We start from the raw sequence: 21,952 nt of genomic DNA on the forward strand, positions 1-21,952 counted from the left end.
GCGGACGCGGGGGTGGGACACCCGAGGGCTGGACCTGCCGGGCCGCCGGCGGCTGACCGGCGAGGAGCCGCCCGCCTTCAGGTTCGATCCGTCCGCGAGACTCCTGAGGTGGGCCGAGATCTGAGATGGGCTCGGCACAGATCGGGCTCCACGAAGGGGTCGAGCCGGTCCACGCTGATCCCGGCCTCCCACGCGTCCATGGCCCCCTGCATCAGACCGAGGTGGATCGGACAGGTGACCTGCGGCCGGCTCATCGCGAGCTCCAGGAACGGGCAGCTGTGCAGGCCGATCGACGGCGGCTCGCCGGCGTCGTCGCCCTCCTCTACCTCCGGGCCGAAGCCGAGTTCGTCCAGCAGCGCGACCAGGCGCTTCACCGGCTCCTCGGTCGCGCCCGCGGGGTCATGGTGGCTCCGGCCCCAGGCACGGCCCGCCTCGACCGCGCGACCGCTCGGGTCGGGATCCTCGCCGAGAGACTGCGTCAGGATTTCGGCGAGGACCCGGTAGCGCCTGGGGGTGTTCGGGTCCATCCGGCGGACCGCGCGGAACAACTGCGGCGGCCGCCCCGGCGAGCGGTGCTCTGGCGTCACTCGTTCGACCTGCCCGTTCTCGGTGAGCACGTCGAGGTGGAAGCGGACCGTGTTCGGGTGGACCCCCACCCGGTCGGCGATCTCGACGATCGACTGGGGCGAGGACGCCTCTCGCAGCACGGCGAGCACGTCCTCGCGCCGTCCCGGCCTGCCCCGCGAGCTCTGCCCGTGGAGCCGCGAGGTCACGCTTTCCCCGGCGGCACACACGGCCGGCCGATCCCGTACGTCATGACCTTTAGTTTATACAATAGAGTCTTGTAAAAACACCGTCGAGGAGGAGAACCCGTGGCCGAGCGCACCGCCGACACCCACCGGTCCCAGCAAGAGGAGCCCGACCAGGAGCTGGACGTTCGCCCGCTCCGCAAGCCGGACAAGCATCCGACGATTTTCGCCGCGTACGCCGAACTCCCGGTCGGCGGGTCGTTCGTGCTGGTCAACGACCACGACCCCAAGCATCTGCGCGAAGAGTTCGAGACCGATCACGCCGGGGGCTTCGGGTGGGAATACCTCAACCGCGAGCCGCGGGACTGGCGGATCCGGATCACGAAACTCGCCGGCACCCCGCTCCCCCGGATCCTCACCGACACCGCCGATCCCGCCTCGCACAGCGGCGAGGCCGACATCACCGGTGCGGTCTGGAAGCTCCAGGTACGCGACCGCGACCTCGACTCCAACATCATCGCCCTGCCCGCCGGCGGCACGATCGAGGCTCACACGGGCCCCGACCACGACGTCCTGATCCACGTCCTGGCCGGCAGTGGGCGGCTGGCGACCGAACGCGGAGATCTCGAGCTCACCCCCGGCGCGTTGGTGTGGCTGCCGCGCCGGTCGCGGCGCCAGTTCACCGCGGGTCCGGAGGGTCTGCGCTACCTCACCGTGCATCAGCGGCGGCAGTCGCTGCTGCTCGACACCAGCCGGATCGGAGCGGGGCGATGACCAGCGGCCACCACCGCCCGGCCGCCCTGGCCGCCGGTAGCCGGTTACGGCCCAGTCGTGCCCTGACTCGTCCGTGCCCGGCGACGCGGAGACGTCAGATGAGCCCTCGTTCCATGGCGACGACGACCGCGGCGGCTCTGCTGTCGACGCCCAGTTTGGCGAAGACGTGTTTCAGGTGGGTCTTCACCGTCGTCTCGCTGATCAGCAGGGTTCTGGCGATTTCCTTGTTCGCCGATCCCTGGGCCACGAGACGCAGGACCTGCAGTTCGCGTGGGCTCGGCTCCTGGGCCGGGGGCTTGTTGATGAGAGCGGACGCGATCGCGGGGGCCAGCACCGCTCCCCCGGCGGCGGCCGTACGGACCGCCCTGTGCAGTTCTTCCCTTGGCGCGTCCTTGAGCAGGTAGCCCGCCACCCCGGCGGCCATGGCCCGCGTCACGTGCGCGTCCGTGTCATACGTGGTCAGCACGATCACCTTGATCTCCGGGTGGTCCGCACGGAGCCGCTGGATGGCGCCGAGTCCGTCCAGGCCGGGCATGCGCAGGTCCATCAGCACCACATGCGGCCGGGTCCGCCGTGCCATGGCCAGCGCCTCGAACCCGTCGGAGGCCTCCGCCACCACCTCGATGTCCGCCACCTGGTCGAACATGCCGCGCAGCCCATCGCGGACCACCGGGTGATCATCGACGATCATCAACTTGAGGGGATGCGCAGGCACAGGGCCGTCCCTTCTCCAGGTGCGGACTCAACCGTCAGGGTGCCGCCCACGCTGCCGGCCCGCTCACGCATGGCCGCCAGCCCGTAACCCGCGCTCCGCACGGCCGGGTCGAAGCCCGTCCCGTCATCGAACACGTCCAGCGCGACCTCGTCGTCCATGTAGGTCAGCGTGATCGCCACCCGGCCCGCCCGAGCGTGCTTGGCCGCGTTCGACAGCCCTTCCTGCGCCGCCCGCAACAGCGTCGTTCCCACCTCGCCGGGCAGGGGCCGGGGCGTGCCCTCCACCGACACGGTCGCCGGCACCCCCGACGTCTGTGACCACCGCGCGGCCACCTCCGCGAGTGCCGCCTCCAGGCGCGCGTCGGCGAGAGGGCCCGGCCGCAGCGCGTCGACCGAGCGTCGCGCCTCCTGGAGGTTGTCGCGCGCCAGTTGCTTGGCCAGCGCGATCCTCTTCCGCACGGCGGGCAGATCGGGCATCGCCTGCTCGGCCGCCTCCAGTTGGGTGGTGATGCCGCTCAGCCCCTGGGCGAGGGTGTCGTGGATCTCCCTGGCCAGCCTCGCCCGCTCCTCCAGCACTCCGACCATCTTGTTCTGCGCGCTCTGCCTGGACACGTGGTCCACGAACAGCCCGATCGCCACCACCAGACCAGAACTCCCGATGAGCCGCCACACGGCGCCGGGCTCGTCCAGATAACCCCTGGCGGCGAAGGTGCCGAGGACCGTCGCCACCGCTCCCGCGTACGACCAGGGGCTGGTCAGCATCACGTACGGCTGGGGCATCAGCCCGAAGATCACCACGTCGAAGGACCGGTTCCGCATCACCAGCGCGGCATAGAGCGCGCAGAGGACCGCCAGGTGGACCGCCATCGGGTTGAGCCGCCCGAGCAGCTGCGGCCGCCGTACGACGAAGAGGCCGTGCCAGCCGGCCATCAGCGCGACAATCCCCAGCGTCAGCACGTCGGGGGCCGCGTTCTCGCCGAACGAGAGGATGAGTCCGAGGACCAGGCAGGCGTAGTAGAGCACGTGGAAGGCGCGCAACCAGCGCGCCTCCCAGACGTTCACGCCCCTCACTCCCATCGGAACAGCGCGGCAGCGAAAGCCGTGGCCGCGACGATTATCCCGGCCAGGATCAGCAGAGGAAAGACCGCGACGGTGCCGGACCAGGCCTTGCCCAAGGCCTCCACAGCCGGGGTCAGGGGCAGGTAGTCGCCGATCCGGCGCATCGAGTCGGGCAGGGCCTTCCTGGGCACGGCCGCGCCCGCCAGGAAGATCATCGGGAACATGACCAGCATGCCGATCAGATTCGCGCCCCGGGTGTTGCGCACGATGGCGGCGATGACGAAGCCGAGCGAGCAGACCATCGTCGAGCAGAGCAGGAAGGCGGCGGCCAGCATGAGGACGTTGCCGGGCGCGTCCGCGCCGAAGACCGTGATCGCCGCGACCACCAGCAGCAGCGAGCCGGCCAGACCCGCGACGATCTGCGCCATCAGCTGGGCGCCGAGCAGCAGAACGGGCGAGATCGGCGTGGCGGCCAGCCGCTTGAGCACCTTGCGCTCGCGGTAGGAGGCCACGATGCCCGGCAGCGCGCCCATGCCGCCGATGGCGGCGATCATCGCGATGTATCCGGGGACCGCGCCGCCGTCGCCGTTCTTGAGCACCAGCAGCATGAGAGGGAAGGCCATCATGAAGAACAGCGAGGCGGGGTCGCGGAACAGCAGCCTCAGCTCGGTGGCCGTCAACGCGGTGAACGCCTTCATCCGCCGGCTCCTTCCAGGGCGAAGTAGGCCTCTTCCAGCGAGGCGGTCCCGGTCCGGGCTATGATGTCGCCCGGGGCGCCCATGGCCACCACGCGGCCGCGGGCGAGGACGGCGACCTTGTCGCAGAGCGCCTCGGTCTCGTCGAAGTAGTGGCTGACCAGCACGACCGTGGTGCCGGCCGCACTCAGCCCGTTGACCAGCCGCCAGGTCTCCCGGCGCGCGATCGGGTCCAGGCCGGTGGTCAGCTCGTCGAGCACGACCACCTCGGGGTCGCCGACCAGGGCGAGCGCGAGCATCAGCCGTTGCTTCTGCCCGCCGGACAGGTCACCGAACGCCTTTCTCGCCAGCGGTCGCAGGCTCCAGCGCTCCATCACCTGCCGCCAGTCGGCCGTGTCGCGGTAGAAGGAGCCGAACATGCGCAGCGCCTCGGCGACCTTGATCCGCTCGGGCAGCGAGCTCTCCTGCAGCTGCGCCCCGATCCGCCGGGCCAGGGCCCGGCGCCTGCGCGCCGGGTCCTCGCCCAGCACCCGCACCGTGCCCGCGTCGGGTCGCTTCAGCCCGATCAGGCACTCGACGGTCGTCGTCTTGCCGGCGCCGTTGTGGCCGACGATCCCGAACGTCTCGCCGGCCATGACCGTGAACGTCACCCCGTCCACGGCGTGGGTGTCACCGTAGCTCTTGCGAAGGTCCGTCACCTCGATGGCTTCCATGCCTCAAGGTTCGTGACGAGCCGGATCGCGCGGCATCACCCATCACGTCGCCCGGCATCCTCCATCCGGAGGACCCGGCACGTCGCCTCCACCCGAGCCGAGGGCGCACCTGCGGCAGCCGCAGGAGAAGGCGCCCGGGGTTTCGTGTCCGGCACACCGAGCAGGACCTCGATGAAGGCCACGAACCAAGGAAGAGGACCCGGCGGAGGTCACGGCCGGCGGGATCGTCGCGGTCGGCCGTCTTCCCCGCTCTCCCGGCCGGGTCCGCGTCTTGAAAGGATCGGAAATGGCTGAGCAGTTCGCCGTCGGCGACCACGTGAGATGGAACTCCGAAGCCGGGTACGTGGAAGGCGTCATCGTCAAGAAGCACACCCACGACGTCGGATACAAAGGCTACGTACACCACGCCAGTGAGAGCGACCCGCAATATGAGATCAAGAGCGACAAAACCGATCACATCGCCATGCACAAAGGACGCGCGCTGACGAAGCTCTAGAGCCCTACCCGTATCAGGTGCCGACATGAGCATCATCGAGGATGTCCGCGAAGCGGTCATCGCCATCCCGGCCGGTTCCGTCGCCTCCTACGGTGATGTCGGCGAGAGGATCGGCGCGGGCCCACGGCAGGTGGGACGGGCGATGAGCCTGCTCGGCGACGACGTGCCGTGGTGGCGTGTCGTCCACGCCGACGGAACACCCGCCTCATGCCACGGCGGAAAGGCACCGGCGCTGCTCAACGCCGAGGGCACACCGATGCTCGGCGGACGAGTGGACATGAAACGCGCACGGCGGTCCTCCAGGCGGTGACCGCGGCCCCCAGGCGGCGACTCGGCTAGTGCCGACGTTGGGCGGGAACGGCGTAACCCGGAATCGACGGCCAGCGTACGGTCAGCACGACCGATTCCTCTTCGGCGTACCAGGAGTGATCGACGCCCTGGCCCCACACCACGTAGTCGCCCTGGTCGGCGAGGAGAACGCTACGCCCCGGCACCTCCACCCGGAACCGGCCGCTGATGAGTACGAGCAGCGCGGTGCGCTTCTCTTCGGTGACCCACTCCGCGCGTCGATCTCCCCGCGGATGTACACCCCATTTGATCTCGACGTCATCGCTGTGCCGGACATCGCCCACCGGCTTGAAGTGTCCGAGCAGCCAGCCGCGATCACCGGCGGCGTCCACGGTGGCGTTGCCCACGTATACGTTCTCACTCACGGGCCGCGACGTTATCGCCTCAAGCGGTGCCGACGGTCCACAGAGATCCGGAATGGCGTTCCGCATACCAGCAGCGACTAACGCAGTAGACGCAGTCCGGCAATGAGGAACTCGACCAGGCGACGCGCGTCGTAGCGCGGGTCGTTGTCCGCACCGATGCAGAGGTTCCCGACGCCGCGCATGAGTTCGTACGCGTCGATGTCGGGCCGGATCTCGCCGGCGGTGGCCGCGGCGTCGAGCAGCCGCGCGCACACGGGCACGAGCCGGTCGAGGAAGTAGGTGTGCAGCGCCTCGAACCCGGCCTCGTCGGACCGCAGCACGGCGGCGAGCCCGTGCTTGGTGACCAGGAAGTCGACGAACAGGTTGACCCACCGCCCCAGCGCGTCATGGGGAGTCGCGCTGCTCGCCAGCAGGGCCGGGCCGGCCTCGGCGCACGACTCGACCTGGTGCCGGTAGACGGCGATGATCAGGTCCGCTCGCGTCGGGAAGTGGCGGTAGATCGTGGCCACCCCGACTCCCGCCCTGGCCGCGATGTCGCGTACCGGCGCCTCGACACCCGAGGTCACGAAGACCGCCGCGGCCGCGTCGAGCAGCGTCCTCTCGTTACGCCGGGCGTCGGCCCGTTTGCGCGGGGCCGCACGCCCCGCGTCCCCGTCACGGTCGTTCACCGCGCACGCTCCCTCCATCGCCGGGCTTGCCAAACCGGAACAAGGATCCGTATTGTTATCGGAACAGGGTTCCGTTTGCCCATGATGCCAGAGCGACGGCCCAACGACCAAGACAGCCAGAACACCACCGAGCAAGCCACGGATTGTCACCGTTCACCAGCAGTGAAGGAAACACGGTCATGCAGTACCGCACCTTGGGCCGCACCGGCGTGCAGGTCAGCTCCCTCGCGCTCGGCGCGATGAACTTCGGCAGGATCGGACGCACCACCCAGGACGAGGCCACCGCCATCGTCGACGCGGCCCTCGACGCCGGGATCAACCTCATCGACACCGCCGACATGTACGGCGACGGCGAGTCGGAGGAGATGGTCGGCAAGGCCATCGCCGGGCGCCGCGACGACATCGTGCTGGCCACCAAGGCCGGCATGCCGATCGGCGACGAGCGAAACCATCGGGGCGGTTCGCGCCGATGGCTGGTCACCGCGCTGGACGACAGCCTGCGCCGCCTCGGCGTCGACCACGTCGATCTCTACCAGATCCACCGGTGGGACCCGGCGACCAGCGATGAGGAGACGCTGTCGGCCCTGACCGACCTGCAGCGCGCGGGGAAGATCCGCTACTTCGGCTCCTCGACCTTCCCCGCGTACCGGATCGTGCAGGCCGAATGGGCCGCGCGGGAGAACCACCTGAGCCGCTACGTCACCGAGCAGCCCAGCTACTCGATCCTGCAGCGCGGGATCGAGTCCGACGTACTGCCCGTGACCGAGCAGTACGGGCTCGGCGTGCTGGTGTGGAGCCCGTTGGCCTCGGGCTGGCTGTCGGGCGCGATCCGCGAGGGCCGGGAGGTCACCACCCACCGCTCGGCGTTCATGCCGGAGCGCTTCGACCTGTCCGTCCCGTCCAACCGCGCCCGGCTCGACGCCGTCGAGCGGCTGGCGAAGGTCGCCGACGAGGCCGGGCTGACGATGATCCAGCTCGCGCTCGGTTTCGTGACCGCGCATCCCGCGGTGACCAGCGCGATCATCGGTCCCCGGACGCTGGACCACGTGCACTCGCAGCTCGCCGCCGCGGACACGGTGCTTCCCGCCGACGTCCTGGACGCCGTCGACGCGATCGTCGCGCCCGGCGTCGACCTGGCCGCCCACGAGAAGTTCGACACTCCCCCCGCCCTGCTCGACCCGGCGCTGCGCCGCCGCTGATCGCTCCTCCGAGAACGGTGAGGCCCTCCGCGCCCGGAGGGCCTCACCGTCCCGTCCGGAGGTCAGGGCGTCAGGGCCCCGATGGCGTCGTACACGCCCTCGACGACCGATCCGAACTGCGGGCCCATCATGTACAGCCCACTGGTGCCCAGGGGCTCCTTGAAGGAGATGACCGAGATCTGGGTGCCGGTTCCGGTCGACGAGTCGTAGTCGTACAGCATCGGCCCGCCGCTCGCCCCCTCCGTCAGCGTGCACCACAGACCGTGGTCCTGCAGGCCGGGAACGCCGCCCGCACCCGTGCTGCCGGTGCCGGCCACGTCGCTGAAGCTGGAGCCGGCGCACACCGCCAGGGAACGGCCGCCGTAGTACTGGCCGAACTGAGGATTCGGCCCCTGCGGGTAGCCGAACGCGGTGATGTTCTGGTTCGCCGGCGCGTTGAACGCCACGTGCTGGGATCCGACGACGTCGGCGAGCCTGCTGCCCGGGTGCTGCGGATCGGCGACGGTCATGGCCGCGACGTCATAGCCGAACGCGTTCAGATCCAGGCTCTCGGTGTCCCGCCCGGCCTGACCGCGCACCCAGTCGTCCCAGTACGGGGTGGTGTAGACGTGGCTGGCCACCCAGACGCCGTACGGCGCCGCCTGCGACAGCGACGTGTCGGTACCGGTGGCGCCGTGGTTCGTGATGCCGACGTAGCCCGGGATGAAGATCCACTTGGACATCTGAACGCTCGTGTACGAGGGATCGCCGGTCTTGGAAAGGACGTGCGGTGCCTCGGTGCAGTGGCCGGCGGACATGATCGTGCTCCGGTTCGCGCTGTCCACCGAATCGGCCGAGCAGACGCCGGTCCAGCTGTCGGTGGTGGTTCCGCCGCTCACCGTGCGGGTGAAGGCGGTGACGTCGGCCCAGGGGTCGTCCGGGTCGGCCGGCTGGGGCAGCCGCCGGCCCAGATAGTCGTAGTCGCCGGGCTCGTCGTTGACACCGGTCTGGGTGGGCGCCGTGCCGGACTCCACGTAGAAGAGCTTGCCGACGGTCTTCGCGATCGCGCCCGTGCCAGTGTAGAGCTTTCCGGCGTCCCCGGCGTCGGGCACGTTCTCCCGCTTGTTCGGCACCTTTCCCGCGTAGTCGGTGTGCTCCTTCGTGTCGTTGTTGGCCGTGTACGCGGCGGCGCCGAAGGGCCGTTGGAGTTTCGCGGCGCTGTCGAGATTCGGGCCCAGCCAGAATCGCAGCGTCGCCAACTGGTCGTCGGTGGTGGCCGCCGCGCCGTCCAGCGCCCGGTAGACGGAATTGTCGTCGGCGTGTGCGGATGGCGTGGCGAGGGTGAGTGTCGTCAGGCCGGTGGTCATGAGCAGGGCGGCGATCCGGGGGATCCTTCTCATTCTGCGCTCCCATCTCCTGGTGGGGCGCACGCTAATCACCGTACGGCGGGCCGGTAATGGATCCCCGCCCAACAGCACACGGGGCGTCTTGTCCGATTTACCAGTCCCCGGAACGTATCCGGCATGTCACCGCAGGTGGGATGTTTGGTATTGGAGATAAATGTCCAGCATCATCGATGCATGACGCGGGCCTCCCGGCTGGTACCTCTCGACGAACTCGCGGCGCTCAGCCGTACGACGCTCCGCCGCGTTCGCATCCCGGATCCGTATCTCCCCGTCCGGGGAGTGGTGCTGCACACGGTCGGCGACCCGCCTCCGGAGGGGGATCTGCTGGTGCTCTGCGCGACCCCGGAGGCCGGGCTTCCCGGCTGCGCCGGGGTCGTGGTGCGCGAGTCCGCCGTGAACGCGGCGCTGGCGCACGCCTCGGAGAACTGTGCCGTCTTCGCCGTGGCCGACAGCGCCCGCTGGAGCGACGTCTATGACCGCGTGCGGTGGGCGGTCGGCGAGTCGTTCGGCAAGCTCGCCGAGCACGACGCGTTCCACCTCGCCGACGCGCTGGCCACGGCTCTGGGCGGGGCCGTGGCGATCGAGGACGCGCGCCGCCGGGTGGTGGCGTTCAGCACCGTGCCCGGTCAGCCGGTCGACGAGGTACGGCGCAAGGGCATCCTCGGCCGGCAGGTGCCCGAGCACGTGGAGCGGGAGAAGTGGTACGCGCGGCTGTGGCGCAGCTCCGGCGTCTGCGAGTTCACCGACGGTACGGAGAGCGCGGCCCGGCTGGCGATCGCGGTACGGGCCGGCACCGAACCGCTCGGCTCGATCTGGGCGGTGGGCAACCGGCAGGTGCTCTGCGCGGACGCCGACGACGTCCTGACCGCCTCGGTCGACGCGGTCGCGGCCTGCCTCATGCACCAGGACCACTTCGCCGACCGGGGCCGGGAGACCCGGGCGTGGCTGCTCGGCCGGCTGCTCGGCTCGGACGCGTCCGAACTCGACTTCACCCTCCCCGGGCCCTCCGTGCTCGTCGTGCTGACGAGCGACGACGAGGTGGGCGAGCGGGAACTCCTCGACACCCGGCTCGCGGACGTGCTGAGCCTGACGGCGCACCGCTTCCGCGGTGTCGGGCTCGCCGCCGTCCTCGACGGCCGGGTGTACGGCCTGCTGCCGGTCACCGAACGGGACCGGCTGGAGTCCTACCTGAACGGCGTCATCTCGCGCGTCACCCTGCCCTCCGGCCGCGTCGGGGTCAGCGACCCCATCGAGCGGGCCGACGAGCTCGCCGTCGCCCGCCGCCGCGTCGACCGGCTGCTGACCCTGCGGCACCGGCCGAAACAGAGCGGCGTGGAGATCATCCACGCGAGCGCCGAACGGGACAGCCTCGTGCTGGCCGAGCTGGCCGACGCCGTACGCGGGCTGGAGGCGCTGCGGGGCGGTGTGATGGGCCGGGTGATCGCGCACGACGGCGAGCACGGCACCGCGTACCTGCCGACGCTACGGGCCTGGTTCGAGACGTCCGGTGACGTGCCGGCCGCCGCGGCGCGGCTGCACATCCACCCGAACACCTTCCGGTACCGGATGACCCGCGCGGCCGAGCTGTTCGGCCTGCGGCTGGATCGCCCGGACGAACGGTTGCTCCTCCACCTCCAGCTCCGCCTTGCCGAGCTGTGACCGGAACCCGGCGCGCGGGCGGCGGAGTGCCGGACACCGGCCGGATCTCGCTTTTCACCTTCCTGCGAAGAGTCACCACGCCGGTCTTGGCGGGCGGCACAGTCCGCAACGTGCATCTTGTGCCCAGATGACAAAGACACCCATGCCTACCGGGCACAATGCTCGCGGCATGCTGTCGGTGCCCCCGAGGAGAGCTGGTATGAAACGACTCGCGGCGACGTCCATCGTCGCCTGCTCCACGCTGGTCCTGGCCGCGTGTTCCTCCGGCGGGACCAGCGCCGGGAACGGCGCCGTGGTCAGTGAAGCGACGTTCACCATGGCGACGGCCGGCGACCCGGGCTCGCTCGACCCGGCCACGGCCGTGCAGGGCAACACCAACCTGCTGCTCTCGTTCGCCTACGACACGCTCGTGCACACCGACCAGAACAACACCATCGTCTCGGGCCTGGCCACGAAGTGGTCGGTCACCCCGGACGCGGTCACCTTCACCCTGCACCAGGGGGCCACCTGCTCCGACGGTTCGGCGGTGACGCCCGAGGTGGTGGCCAAGAGCGTCAACCACACGGTGGATCCGAAGACGAAGTCCCCCATCGTCGGCGTGCTCGTGCCGGCCGACGTCAAGGCCACCGGCGACAACGCCAAGGGCACGGTGACCCTGCGCACCAAGAAGCCCAGCCAGTTCCTGCTGCAGAGCGCGGTCGCCATGTTCATCGTCTGCGGCAAGGGGCTGGACGACCCGAAGACGCTGGCCGGCAAGACCTCCGGCTCCGGGCCGTACGAGCTGACCGACTCGGTGCAGGGCGACCACTACACGCTGGTGGCGCGCAAGGGCTACACCTGGGGTCCCGGGGGGAGCGGCACGGGCGACAAGGGGGTGCCCGCCAAGGTCGTCCTGAAGATCGTCGCCAACGAGTCGACCTCGGCCAACCTGCTGCTCTCCGGCCAGCTCAACGCCGGCATCTACACGGGCGCCGACCGCAGGCGGGTGGAGCACGCGCCCGGCGTCCTGACGAGCACGCTGCCCGACGGCAACGGTGAGTTCTTCTTCAACCAGAACGGCGGGCGGCCGGGCGCCGACCCGGCGGTGCGCCAGGCCCTGGCCCGCGCGGTCGACCTGGACCAGCTCGCCAGGGTCGACACTCAGGCGACCGGCAAGAAGTCGACCGGGATGACCACGCTGTCGCCGCGGCCGTGCAAGGTCGACAGCGTGTCCGGGCACCGGCCGTCGTACGACCCGGCCGCCGCGCAGGCGGCCCTGGACGCCGCCGGCTGGAAGGCCGGGCCGGACGGCGTGCGCGCCAAGAACGGCAAGAAGCTGAGCATCCGCGTCGTCTACGACAACGACTTCGGCCCCGGCACCCAGGCGGGCGCGGAGTTCATGGCCGACGCGTGGAAGAAGATCGGCGTGGCGGTCGACCTCAAGGGGATGGCGGACGCCGCGTGGAACGACGTGATCTTCAAGAGCGGAGACTGGGACGTGTCGGAGGTACCGATCGGGGTGAGCCTGCCCTCGCAGCTGCTGGCCTACCTGTCCGGGCCGACCGTGCCCAAGGGCACCAACTTCGCCGGCATCCACAACGACCGCTACGACAAGCTCACCGCGCAGGCGGCCGCGGGCTCCGTCGCGAACGGGGCGTGCACGACCTGGGCGCAGGCCGAGTCGGCGCTGTTCGACGACTACGACGTCGTGCCGGTCGCCGAACGGACCCAGCTCGTGGCCAGCAAGAACGCCAAGGTCGTGATTCCCGGCGGGCTCGCCCAGCCGACCATGTTCCGCATGCTGAAGGGCTGACCGGTGCCGGTTGTGCGCAGAGTGGTGAGGTTCGTCGTCTCGATGGGGGTGCTCCTGGTCGCGTCGTTCGCGATGATCCACCTCATCCCCGGCGACCCCGTGCGTGCCGCGCTCGGGCCGACCGCGCCCGCCGCGCTGGTCCAGCAGCGCCGGGCCGACCTGGGCCTGGACGACGCACTTCCGGTGCAGTTCGGCCGCTATCTCAAGGAGGTCTTCACCGGCCGCTTCGGCACGTCGTTCATCTCGCGCCAGCCGGTCGACCAGATCATCGGAGCGCGGCTGGTGAACACGCTGGAGCTCGCCGCGGTGGCCACCGCGCTGGCGCTGCTCATCGCGATCCCGCTGGGCATGCTGCTGGCGGTCCGCACCGAGAACGGCCGCCACCGGGGCAGTGAGCTGACCTTCACCGCGGTCACCGGCGCGGTGGCGGCGGTGCCGGAGTTCCTGCTCGGGGTCGGCCTGGTCGTGGTGTTCGCGGTCGCCCTGCACTGGCTGCCACCGGCGGGCCGGGCGGGGCCGGACTCCTACATCCTCCCGGCCGTCGCGCTCGCCGCGGGACCGGCCGCGGTGCTCGCCCGGATGGTCCGCGTGGAGACCCTGCGCGAACTGGGCAAGGACTATGTGCGGATGGCGCGGGCCAAGCGCCTGCCCGCGCTCCGGCTCTACGCCCGGCACCTGCTGCCGAACACGCTGACCGCCGCGCTGACCGTGGGCGGCATGGTGCTGGCCTCGCTGATCGCCGGCACCGTCATCGTGGAGAACGTCTTCGCCTGGCCCGGTCTCGGATCGAAGATCACCGAGTCGGTGGTCTCCAAGGACTACCCGGTCGCGCAGGCGGTCATCCTCATCTACGGGGCGTTCGTCCTGACCGTCAACCTGCTCGTGGACGTGGCGCTGGCGGCGCTCGATCCGCGCTCGGAGATCGGGCGGCGATGATGCGACGGATACTGCGCTCCCCCGCCGGGCTGGCCGGCGTCGTCCTGGTGACCGCGCTGATCGTGCTGGCCGTCGTCGCGCCGCCGATCTGGGGCGACCGGGCGGCCCGGATCGACGCCGCGGAGATCCTCCAGGGCCACTCGCCGGGGCACCCGCTCGGCACCGACAGTGTGGGCCGGGACATCTTCGCGCGGGTGCTCGTGGCGACGCGGCCCTCGCTCGTCCTCGCGTTCCTCGCGACCCTGATCGGCGTGGTGGTGGGCGTGCCGCTCGGCGCGCTGCCCGCGGTGCTCGGCGGCCGGGTCGGCCGGTTCCTGGCGAGCACCGTCAACACGCTGGTCGCCGTTCCCGGCCTGCTGCTGGCCATGTTCACCAGCGTCGTACTCGGCCTGGGCGCGCGCGGCGCGGTCATCGGGATCGGCGTCGCGACCGCGCCCGTGCTGGCGCGGCTCACGCTCACGCTCACCTCGTCGGTGGTCGGCTCCGACTACGTCGCCGCCGCGCGGGTGCTGCGCGTCCCGCGCGGGCGCATCCTGACCCGGCACATCCTGCCGAACGTCGCCGAGCCGCTGATCCTCAACATCACCATGATCATGGGATCCGCCCTGCTCGGGCTGGCCGGGCTCTCCTTCCTCGGCCTGGGTACCCAGCCGCCGAGCTACGACTGGGGCCGGATGCTGTCCGAAGGGCTCGGCCGGGCGTACGTGAACCCGGAGGTCGCCCTCGGCCCGGCCGCCGCGATCATGCTCGCCGGAATCGCCTTCAACCTGCTGGGGGAACGTCTCGCCCGCCTCGCCGCGCGTGAGACGGCGCCGGCCGGTCGGGCGGCGCCCGCGGTCGAGGAGCCCGCCGCCGACCCGGCCCCCGAGGGGACGGGCGACATCCTGGAGCTGGACGGACTGTCCGTGACCTTCCCCGGTGCCGGCTCCGCGGTGCGGGACGTCTCGCTCCGGGTGAGTTCGGGCGAGGTCGTCGGGGTGGTGGGCGAGTCCGGCAGTGGAAAGAGCCTCACCGCCCAGGCCATCGGCGGGCTGGTGCCCTATCCCGGCACGGTGCGTACCACCCGCCACCGTCTGGACGACCGCGATCTCGACACCCTCGACCGGGCGGAGCGGCGGCGGCTGCTCGGCACCACGCTGGCGATGGTCTTCCAGGATCCGATGGCCTCGCTCAACCCCGCGCTGCGGGTGGGTACGCAGCTCGCCGAGGTTCCCCGGGTGCACGCGGGCCTGTCCCGGACGGCGGCGCGACGGCGGGCGATCGACCTGCTGGGCCGGGTGCGGATCTCCGATCCGGCCCGGCGCGCCAGGCAGCGTCCGCACGAGTTCTCCGGCGGGATGCGGCAGCGGGCCACGATCGCGATGGGCCTGATGGGCAGCACCCGGCTGCTGATCGCCGACGAGCCCACCACCGCCCTCGACGTCACCGTGCAGCGGCAGATCCTCGACCTCATCGGCGAGGTGAGCGCCGACACCGGCGCCGGCGTGCTCTTCATCTCCCACGACGTCGCCGTCGTCTCCCAGATCTGCGACCGGGTCGTGGTGATGTACGCGGGCCGGGTGGTGGAGGAGCTGCCGGTCGGCGATCTGACCTCCGGACCGGCCCACCCGTACACCCGGGCGCTGCTCGCCTCCCTGCCCGACATGAACACCGACCGCGACCGCCCGCTGGCCACGATTCCCGGGCGTCCGCCCGGTCCGGGCGAACTGCCCACCGGCTGCGCGTTCGCGCCGCGGTGCGCGTACGCGACCGACACCTGCCACGGGGAGCGGCCCTCGCTGGAGAACCTCCCCGGCGGCCGCCGCCTGGCCTGCTGGCACCCGAGGTCCGGGCCGGTGGGCGCGGAACACGTGCACGACGAGGAGGACGGCCGGTGAACATCGTCGACCTGACCGTGCGGTACGGCGCCGCGACCGCCGTCGACCGGGTGAGCCTGGAGATACCGCCCGGCACCACCGTCGGGCTCGTCGGCGAGTCGGGCTCGGGCAAGTCGACGCTGGCCAAGGCGATCGTCGGGCTGGTGCCGATCGCCTCGGGGCGCATCGACGGGGTCGATCCCCGGCGCCGCCAGATCGTCTTCCAGGACCCGTACGGCTCGCTCAACCCGCGGATGACCGTCGGCGCGTCCGTCGCCGAGGGCCTCGGCCTGCCCCGCGCGGAGCGCGCCGCCGAGGTACGGCGGCTGCTCGCCCAGGTCAACCTGGATCCCGCGCTCGCGGACCGGTACCCGCGGGAGCTGTCGGGAGGTCAGCGGCAGCGGGTCGCGATCGCCCGCGCCATCGGCGCCCGCCCGGAACTGCTCGTGGCCGACGAGATCACCTCGGCGCTGGACGTGTCGGTGCAGGGCGCGGTGCTCAACCTCATCCGCGAGCTGCGCGCCGAGCGCCGCCTGTCGGTCCTGTTCATCTCGCACAACCTCGCGGTGGTGCGGTACGTCGCGGACATCGTCGCCGTCATGCGCGCCGGCCGCCTGGTGGAGGTCGGGCCGACCGACCAGGTGGTGGGGGCGCCGCGGGACGAGTACACCCGTGCGCTGCTGGCGGCCGTGCCCAACCTCGGCGGCCGACCGGCGGTGACCCGCTGAGGGTGCGTCTCCCAGCCCACCGTTTCAAGGCCCGTCTCAGAACTCTCCTGTCCTGCCACGGACGGGGGCCCTGAGACGGGCCTCGCCGATCAGCGCCGGGCGCCGGGTCCGACCGGCCACATGTCCACGATCTTGCCGTCGGAGACGACGGTGATCTCCCGGCCGAGGTTCACCGCCGTGCACACGTGGTTCGGCACCACCCGGACGAGGTCGCCCACGGCGGGCGGGCGGCGCAGGCCGCGGACCACCGCGTGCTCCTCGGTGAGCGCCGCGACCGTCGCCTCCGGCGCCTCGGCGATCCAGCCGTGTCCGGTCAGCCAGGCCGGCCGGTCGCTGGACAGCGCCTTGGAGCCGGCGTCGAGCACCGCCTCGCCCGCTCGTGGCACGCTCACCACGCGGGTGGCCACCACGAGCGCGATCTCGTCCTCCGGCACCGCGGCCAGGTGCATCTGCTGCCGGTCGCCGAAGACGTACGTGCCCGGGCGCACCTCGGTCAGCGGATGCGCCAGCCCGTCCAGCGCGGTGGGGGTCGAGCCCCCGCTGAGCACCGGGGGCCGGTCGAGCAGCCAGGTGAGGACGGCACCGGCGGTGGTGAGCGCGGCGCGCTCGTCCGCGGCGGCTCCGGGCACCTGGCCGGGCGAGGTGTAGGCGTGGCCCGGGTGGCAGAACGCCCCCGCCACGTCGAGTCCGATCCGCAGGCAGTGGGTGACGAGATCGCGTATCTGGTCCGGTGTCACCCCGCTGCGCCGCCCGCCGCAGTCGACCTCGATGAGCACGGTGAGCGAGTGGTCCGCACCGCGGATCGCCGCGGCGAGCTGGTCGGCTCCCGCGACGCTGTCCACGCCGACGCGTAGCTCGACACGCTCGTGCAGCGCGCGCAGACGTGCGGCGCGGTCGCCGCCGGCCCAGCAGGGGTAGGCGATGAACAGCCGGTCGCAGCCGCCGTCGGCGAACAGCTCCGCCTCGTCCAGGGTGGCGACGGTCAGCCCGCGCGCCCCGTGCGCGAGCTGGCGGCGGGCGAGCGGGACGCACTTGTGCGTCTTGGCGTGCGGGGTCAGGTCGATGCCGGCGGCCTCGGCCCGGCCGGCCATGCGGGCGAGGTTCGTCTCCAGCCGGTCGACGTCGACCACGAGCGCGGGCGTGTCCAGCTCCGGGATGGGCATCACGCGGCGGCTCCCGCGCGCCGCAGCCGCCGTCCGGGCCTCGCCTCGGTGAGCCGGTCGTCGTGGAGCACGACGGTCCCGTTGACGGTGACGTGGCGGACGCCCACGGCGTAGCTGTGCGGCCGGTCCCAGGTCGCGGTGTCGGCGACCCGGTCCGGGTCGAGGACCACGATGTCGGCGTACGCGCCGGGACGCAGCCGGCCCCGCCCGGACAGCCGGAGCGTGTCCGCGGGAAGGCTGGTCATCCGCCGTACCGCCTCGGTGAAGGAGAACAGTTTCCGCTCCCGGCAGTAGTGTCCGAGCACCCGGGCGAACGTGCCGTAGGTGCGGGGGTGGACGGCGTCGTCGGTCCAGGGCGGCTCGGCGGGTTGCGCCATCGCGTCCGAGCCGATGCCGACCCAGGGCCGGCGCAGCCCGAGCTCCAGGTTGGCGGGGTCGGCGAAGAAGAAGACGCCCTGGATCCAGGGGTCGCGGGCGACGACCTCCAGCAGCGCCTCGGCGTCGTCCATGCCCCAGTCCGCGGCGAGTTCGTCCAGGCGCCGGCCGCGTGCCGGGGTGCCGTCGCGGAGGTCGCGCGGCAGCAGCACTCCGGAACCTCCGCCGGAGGCCAGGAACAGGTTCTCGAACTCATCGGACTCGCGGCGCAGGTCCGCGGTCATCGCCGCGCGCCGGTCCGGATCCGCCAGCCGCCGGGCGAGCCGGGCCGGGCCGCCGTCGTGGTAGCGCGGAGGGATGCAGGCGGACAGCGGGTTGCCGCCCGCCTCGTAGGGGTACATGTTCGCGCCCACCGCCCGGCCGTCCGCGCGGGCCGCCTCGATCCGCTCGACGGCCTGGGCCATCTTCGGCCAGTTCTTCCGCCCGGCCGCCTTGAGGTGGAAGACCTCGGCGCGCACGCCGGTGCGCTCCCCCAGCGTGAACAGCTCGTCGAGGCTCTCCAGGAACCGGTCGCCCTCGCTGCGCAGGTGCGAGATGTACAGGGCGTCGTGGGCGGCCAGCACCTCGGCGAGCGCGATGAGCTCGGCGGTGCCGGCGTACCGTCCCGGCGGGTAGATCAGCGCGGTGCCCACGCCGAGCGCGCCGTCGGCCAGTTCCTCGGCCAGCACGCCGCGGACCCGGTCCAGCTCGCCCGGCTCCAGGGGGCGGTCGGCGAATCCCGCGCCGAGGTAACGCAGGTTGGCGCCGCCGACGAAGGAGGCGATGTTCGTGGCGACACCACCGGCCGCGATGGCGTCCAGGCCCTCCGCCAGCCGGGCGAACTCCGCCCGGCCCGGCGACTCGTAGATGTCGCGCAGGTAGTCCGCGTAGCGGGCGTCCGCGGGGCCGGGCGAGTCGCCCTCCCCGAAGACCTCGGTGGTCACTCCCTGCCGGATCTCCGAGGCGACGGAGCCGTCCTGTTGAACGGTCAGCCACGAATGGCTGAGGACGTTGATGAAACCCGGCACGACGGCGAGGCCGTCCGCGTCCAGCACGACGGCATCGTGCCCGGCCGGTGCCGTACCGATTCCGACCACCCGGTCACCCTCGACGAGCACATCGGCGCGGACTCCGGGCCGGCCGTCCCCGTCGTAGACGGTGCCCCCGCGTATCACCATCGAAAGAGCCACCCGCCCAGCGTGACGGCCGCGCTCCCCGATGGCTTCGTACGCCGCCACCAATGCGCGGGCCCCCCTCTGGTGTGCGGGAACGATGCGCCGATCACCGTCCGTTCGGTGAAGTATGTTCATGACGACTGAGCTGAGCGCGCTCATCGAGGCCGAGATGGAGCGGTTCGGGGTGCCCGGCGTCGCGGTGACGGTCGTCGCCGACGGCGCGGTCGTGCTCTGCGACGGTTTCGGCCTGCGCGACATGGCCGGCCGGCGCCCGGTGACCGCGCGTACGCTCTTCCCGATCGCGTCGGCCACCAAGACGTTCACGGCGGCGCTGTGCGCCCTGCTGGTGGACGAGGGGGTGCTGGCGTGGGACCGGCCGGTCCGCGACTACCTGCCCGGATTCCAGCTGGTGGATCCGGCGGCGACCGAGCGGCTGACCGTCCATGACATGCTGTGCCACCGCTCCGGGCTGCCGCGGCACGACCTGCTGTGGTACTCCGCGGCCGGGGAGACGACCCGTACGGAGCTGATCGAGGCGCTGCGCCACCTGGAGCCCAGCCGGGGGTTCCGGGAGACCTTCCAGTACAACAACCTGTTGTACGCCTGCGCCGGGGAGATCGCCGGACGGCTGTGCGGCGGCTCGTACGAGAGCGTGGTGCGCAAGCGGCTGCTCGACCCGCTCGGCATGCACCGCACCAACCTCTCGATCGCCGAGACGGCGGCCGACGATGACGCCGCACGGGGGTACGCGGCGCCGGCGCCGGGCGAGCCGGTCGCCGAGGTAGAGTACGCCCCGCTGGGCCCGATCGCGCCCGCCGGCGCCATCAACTCCTGCGCCGAGGACCTGGTCCCCTGGCTGATGACCCTGCTGGGGCGCGGGGTCGACGATCGGCCGCCGCTGCTGTCCGCCGACGTCCTGACCGCCATGCGCACCCCGGTGATCTCGCTGTCGGACCCGTCGCTGTTCCTCGTCGGCGACCCGGTCGGGTACGGCCTCGGCCTCATGATCGAGGACTATCGCGGCCACCGCGTGGTCTTTCACGGCGGCAACATCGACGGTTTCTCCAGCCAGGTCGCCGTGGTGCCGGAGGCGGGCTGCGCGGTCGCCGTGCTGGCCGGCCGAGAGGGGACCGCGCTGCGCGACGCGCTGCCGCACGCCATCCTCGACCGCCTGCTCGGGCTGGATCCGCGGCCGCACGGCGCGATCCTGCTCACGCGGGAGGAGGCGGTGCTGCACGGACACGCGCAGGGGCGGGAGCGGCTCGTCACCGGCTCCGCCGCGCTGCCGCCGGTCCGCCCGCTGCACGACTACGCCGGCCGGTACCGCGACCCGGGCTACGGCGAACTGGTCATCACCGAGTCCGGGGACGGCCTGGACGGCCGGTACCGGGCGCTGGCCGGCCCGGTGGTCCACCGGCACCTGGAGGTGTTCAACCTCATGGTCGACCTGCTCGGGGTGGCGACCCCGCTGCCGCTGCAGTTCTTCCACGACCTCGAGGGCGAGGTGACGGCGGCGGCGCTGTCGCTGGAGGAGGCGGTCGCCCCGATCCGCTTCGAGCGGGTGCCGGAGACCGGCCACCTGACCGGGGAGCTGCTCGACCGGCTCGCCGGAACCTACCGGCTCGGCCCGCTGACCGCGACGGTCGGCCGGCGCGGACCGGACGGGCTGACGGCGAGGATCGGGCCGGGTGTCCCCGCCGAGCTGGTGCCCGTGCGCGACCTGGTCTTCACCATGAACGGCGGCCGGGTGGAGTTCACCGCCGACGGCCGCCTCCTCACCGGCGCCGGCGACTTCACCCGCGACTCATGACCGCTCCTCACGCGGCGCTCACCGAGGCCGCCCTGGTCCGCGACCTGACCGAGCTGATCGGCCGCCCGGCGGAGGCGGACGCGCTGCGCCTCACGCACCGGCTGGCGCGGCGGCTCGGGCTCGACGCCGAACTCCACGAGGAGGACCTGGCCGCGCTGCGGCGGGCCGAGGGGTACCCGGGAGAAGAGGTCGAGCGGGACTCGTTGCAGTCCCTGTTCGTCACGGTCCCCGGCCGGGACCCGGGCGCGCCGCGCCTGGTGATCAACGGCCACGTCGACGTGGTCCCGCCGGGCACGGCGCCGTGGACGCACCCGCCGTTCTCGGCGACGGTTCGCGACGGCCGGGTGTACGGGCGGGGCGCGGCGGACATGAAGGCCGGGGTCGTCGCGGCCCTGCACGCGCTCGCCGCGGCGCGTGGAGCCGGTGGTCCGCCGGGAGACGTGGTGCTCCAGGTCGTGGCGGGTGAGGAGGACGGCGGGATCGGCGCCTTCGCGGCGCTGCGCCGGGACGCCGACTTCGCGGGCTGCGTCATCCCCGAACCCACCGGCGGCGCCCTGGTCTGCGCGACGGCGGGCGCGCTCACCTTCCGGCTCCGCCTGACCGGCCGGGCGGCCCACGCGTCCCGCCGCCTCGACGGTGTCTCCGCGCTCGACCGGTTCTGGCCCGTCCACCAGGCCCTGGCCGCGCTCGAGGAACGACTCAACGCCGACCGGGGGCACGCGCTGATGGCCGGCCACGCGCTGCCGTACCCGCTGTCGATCGGCCGGCTCACCACCGGCGAGTGGTCCTCGACCGTCCCCGACGAGCTGGTGTGCGAGGGCCGTCTCGGCGTCCCGATCGGCCGCACCCTGGCCTCGGTGCGCGAGGACTTCGAGGCCGCGGTACGCGAGGCCGCGGCGGGCACCGGGCCGCCGCCGGAGGTGACCTGGAGCGGCGGCCAGTTCGCCCCGGCCGAGACCCCGGTCACCCACCGGCTGGTGGAGTCCGTGCGGCGCCACGTCGCCGACGTGACCGGCCGCCCCGCGACGCCCGTGGGCGTCCCGTACGGCACGGACCTGCGGCTGTACGCCGCCCGCGGCATTCCGGGCGTGCTGTACGGGCCGGGCGACATCGAGCAGGCGCACGCGGTCGACGAGTACGTGCCGGTGGCGGACATCCTGACCACCGCCCGGGTCCTCCTCCGGCTGGCACTCGCCTTCGGCTCGACCGGCTGACGGCGGCGCGGACCGGAACGCGGCCGACCGCACCGCCGCC

At 72.1% G+C, this 21,952-nt stretch carries 21 protein-coding genes; 11 read left to right on the forward strand and 10 right to left on the reverse strand.

What is annotated here, in order from left to right; translation table 11 throughout:
- Window positions 1–77: 77 nt before the first annotated feature.
- Window positions 78–773, reverse strand: coding sequence for a helix-turn-helix transcriptional regulator (locus tag OG417_RS45455; protein WP_329243196.1), 696 nt, complete (start codon window positions 771–773; stop codon window positions 78–80).
- Between the two features lie 99 nt (window positions 774–872).
- On the opposite strand from OG417_RS45455, the gene OG417_RS45460 reads away from it, so the two are divergent.
- Window positions 873–1,523, forward strand: coding sequence for a DUF2249 domain-containing protein (locus OG417_RS45460; RefSeq protein WP_329243200.1), 651 nt, complete (start codon window positions 873–875; stop codon window positions 1,521–1,523).
- Window positions 1,524–1,617: 94 nt separating this feature from the next.
- On the opposite strand, the gene OG417_RS45465 is transcribed toward OG417_RS45460, so the two are convergent.
- From OG417_RS45465 to OG417_RS45480, 4 genes are read right to left on the reverse strand one after another with little or no spacing between them, the layout of a single operon-like run.
- A complete protein-coding gene (locus OG417_RS45465; protein ID WP_329243203.1) occupies window positions 1,618–2,214 on the reverse strand; it encodes a response regulator transcription factor in 597 nt (198 codons plus the stop codon).
- The gene (locus OG417_RS45470; protein WP_329243205.1) at window positions 2,214–3,299 is read right to left on the reverse strand and encodes a sensor histidine kinase; all 1,086 of its coding nucleotides are present in this window, start codon (window positions 3,297–3,299) and stop codon (window positions 2,214–2,216) included. The genes OG417_RS45465 and OG417_RS45470 overlap by 1 nt, the downstream gene beginning before the upstream one ends.
- 5 nt (window positions 3,300–3,304) lie before the next feature.
- Window positions 3,305–3,994, reverse strand: a complete 690-nt coding sequence (locus tag OG417_RS45475; protein WP_329243208.1) for an ABC transporter permease — start codon at window positions 3,992–3,994, stop codon at window positions 3,305–3,307.
- Window positions 3,991–4,704 carry an ABC transporter ATP-binding protein gene (locus OG417_RS45480; RefSeq protein WP_329243211.1) on the reverse strand — a complete coding sequence of 238 codons (714 nt, stop codon included), beginning with the start codon at window positions 4,702–4,704 and terminating at the stop codon, window positions 3,991–3,993. The genes OG417_RS45475 and OG417_RS45480 overlap by 4 nt, the downstream gene beginning before the upstream one ends.
- A gap of 286 nt (window positions 4,705–4,990) precedes the next feature.
- Here OG417_RS45480 and OG417_RS45485 point away from each other — a divergent pair, with 286 nt between their 5' ends.
- Together OG417_RS45485 and OG417_RS45490 are read left to right on the forward strand one after the other, a co-directional pair.
- On the forward strand, window positions 4,991–5,200 hold the full coding sequence (locus tag OG417_RS45485; RefSeq protein WP_329243214.1) for a DUF2945 domain-containing protein: 210 nt from the start codon (window positions 4,991–4,993) through the stop codon (window positions 5,198–5,200).
- 25 nt (window positions 5,201–5,225) lie between these two features.
- On the forward strand, window positions 5,226–5,510 hold the full coding sequence (locus tag OG417_RS45490; protein ID WP_329243217.1) for an MGMT family protein: 285 nt from the start codon (window positions 5,226–5,228) through the stop codon (window positions 5,508–5,510).
- 25 nt (window positions 5,511–5,535) lie between these two features.
- Here the strand turns inward: OG417_RS45490 and OG417_RS45495 are convergent, their stop codons facing one another.
- Together OG417_RS45495 and OG417_RS45500 are read right to left on the reverse strand one after the other, a co-directional pair.
- Window positions 5,536–5,913: a signal peptidase I gene (locus tag OG417_RS45495; protein WP_329243220.1), complete on the reverse strand. Its 378-nt coding sequence runs from the start codon at window positions 5,911–5,913 to the stop codon at window positions 5,536–5,538.
- 77 nt (window positions 5,914–5,990) lie between these two features.
- Window positions 5,991–6,581 carry a TetR/AcrR family transcriptional regulator gene (locus OG417_RS45500; protein WP_329243223.1) on the reverse strand — a complete coding sequence of 197 codons (591 nt, stop codon included), beginning with the start codon at window positions 6,579–6,581 and terminating at the stop codon, window positions 5,991–5,993.
- Between the two features lie 179 nt (window positions 6,582–6,760).
- On the opposite strand from OG417_RS45500, the gene OG417_RS45505 reads away from it, so the two are divergent.
- Window positions 6,761–7,780 carry an aldo/keto reductase gene (locus OG417_RS45505; protein ID WP_329243226.1) on the forward strand — a complete coding sequence of 340 codons (1,020 nt, stop codon included), beginning with the start codon at window positions 6,761–6,763 and terminating at the stop codon, window positions 7,778–7,780.
- A 62-nt stretch (window positions 7,781–7,842) separates the two neighbouring features.
- Here OG417_RS45505 and OG417_RS45510 read toward each other — a convergent pair whose 3' ends face one another.
- Window positions 7,843–9,159 carry a hypothetical protein gene (locus OG417_RS45510; protein WP_329243228.1) on the reverse strand — a complete coding sequence of 439 codons (1,317 nt, stop codon included), beginning with the start codon at window positions 9,157–9,159 and terminating at the stop codon, window positions 7,843–7,845.
- A 180-nt stretch (window positions 9,160–9,339) separates the two neighbouring features.
- Between OG417_RS45510 and OG417_RS45515 the strand changes: the two genes are divergently transcribed.
- The 5 genes from OG417_RS45515 (at window position 9,340) to OG417_RS45535 (ending at window position 16,136) form a co-directional block, all read left to right on the forward strand.
- Window positions 9,340–10,824, forward strand: coding sequence for a PucR family transcriptional regulator (locus tag OG417_RS45515; protein ID WP_329243231.1), 1,485 nt, complete (start codon window positions 9,340–9,342; stop codon window positions 10,822–10,824).
- Window positions 10,825–11,023: 199 nt separating this feature from the next.
- Window positions 11,024–12,616, forward strand: coding sequence for an ABC transporter substrate-binding protein (locus OG417_RS45520; RefSeq protein WP_329243234.1), 1,593 nt, complete (start codon window positions 11,024–11,026; stop codon window positions 12,614–12,616).
- Window positions 12,617–12,628: 12 nt separating this feature from the next.
- Window positions 12,629–13,552 carry an ABC transporter permease gene (locus OG417_RS45525; RefSeq protein ID WP_329243237.1) on the forward strand — a complete coding sequence of 308 codons (924 nt, stop codon included), beginning with the start codon at window positions 12,629–12,631 and terminating at the stop codon, window positions 13,550–13,552.
- Window positions 13,549–15,429 carry a dipeptide/oligopeptide/nickel ABC transporter permease/ATP-binding protein gene (locus OG417_RS45530; protein WP_329243240.1) on the forward strand — a complete coding sequence of 627 codons (1,881 nt, stop codon included), beginning with the start codon at window positions 13,549–13,551 and terminating at the stop codon, window positions 15,427–15,429. Before OG417_RS45525 ends, OG417_RS45530 begins: the two co-directional genes overlap by 4 nt.
- Complete coding sequence (locus OG417_RS45535; RefSeq protein ID WP_329243243.1) at window positions 15,426–16,136, forward strand: ATP-binding cassette domain-containing protein; 711 nt, start codon at window positions 15,426–15,428, stop codon at window positions 16,134–16,136. The genes OG417_RS45530 and OG417_RS45535 overlap by 4 nt, the downstream gene beginning before the upstream one ends.
- An 89-nt stretch (window positions 16,137–16,225) precedes the next feature.
- Here the strand turns inward: OG417_RS45535 and OG417_RS45540 are convergent, their stop codons facing one another.
- Together OG417_RS45540 and OG417_RS45545 are read right to left on the reverse strand one after the other, a co-directional pair.
- The gene (locus OG417_RS45540; protein WP_329263030.1) at window positions 16,226–17,299 is read right to left on the reverse strand and encodes an alanine racemase; all 1,074 of its coding nucleotides are present in this window, start codon (window positions 17,297–17,299) and stop codon (window positions 16,226–16,228) included.
- A complete protein-coding gene (locus OG417_RS45545) occupies window positions 17,299–18,903 on the reverse strand; it encodes an N-acyl-D-amino-acid deacylase family protein (RefSeq protein ID WP_329243246.1) in 1,605 nt (534 codons plus the stop codon). The genes OG417_RS45540 and OG417_RS45545 overlap by 1 nt, the downstream gene beginning before the upstream one ends.
- Before the next feature lie 118 nt (window positions 18,904–19,021).
- On the opposite strand from OG417_RS45545, the gene OG417_RS45550 reads away from it, so the two are divergent.
- Together OG417_RS45550 and OG417_RS45555 are read left to right on the forward strand one after the other, a co-directional pair.
- Complete coding sequence (locus tag OG417_RS45550) at window positions 19,022–20,698, forward strand: serine hydrolase (RefSeq protein WP_329243248.1); 1,677 nt, start codon at window positions 19,022–19,024, stop codon at window positions 20,696–20,698.
- A complete protein-coding gene (locus OG417_RS45555) occupies window positions 20,695–21,912 on the forward strand; it encodes an ArgE/DapE family deacylase (protein WP_329243252.1) in 1,218 nt (405 codons plus the stop codon). The genes OG417_RS45550 and OG417_RS45555 overlap by 4 nt, the downstream gene beginning before the upstream one ends.
- The last annotated feature ends 40 nt before the right edge of the window (window positions 21,913–21,952 follow it).

The organism is Actinoallomurus sp. NBC_01490 (assembly GCF_036227085.1).
GTDB lineage: Bacteria > Actinomycetota > Actinomycetes > Streptosporangiales > Streptosporangiaceae > Actinoallomurus > Actinoallomurus oryzae.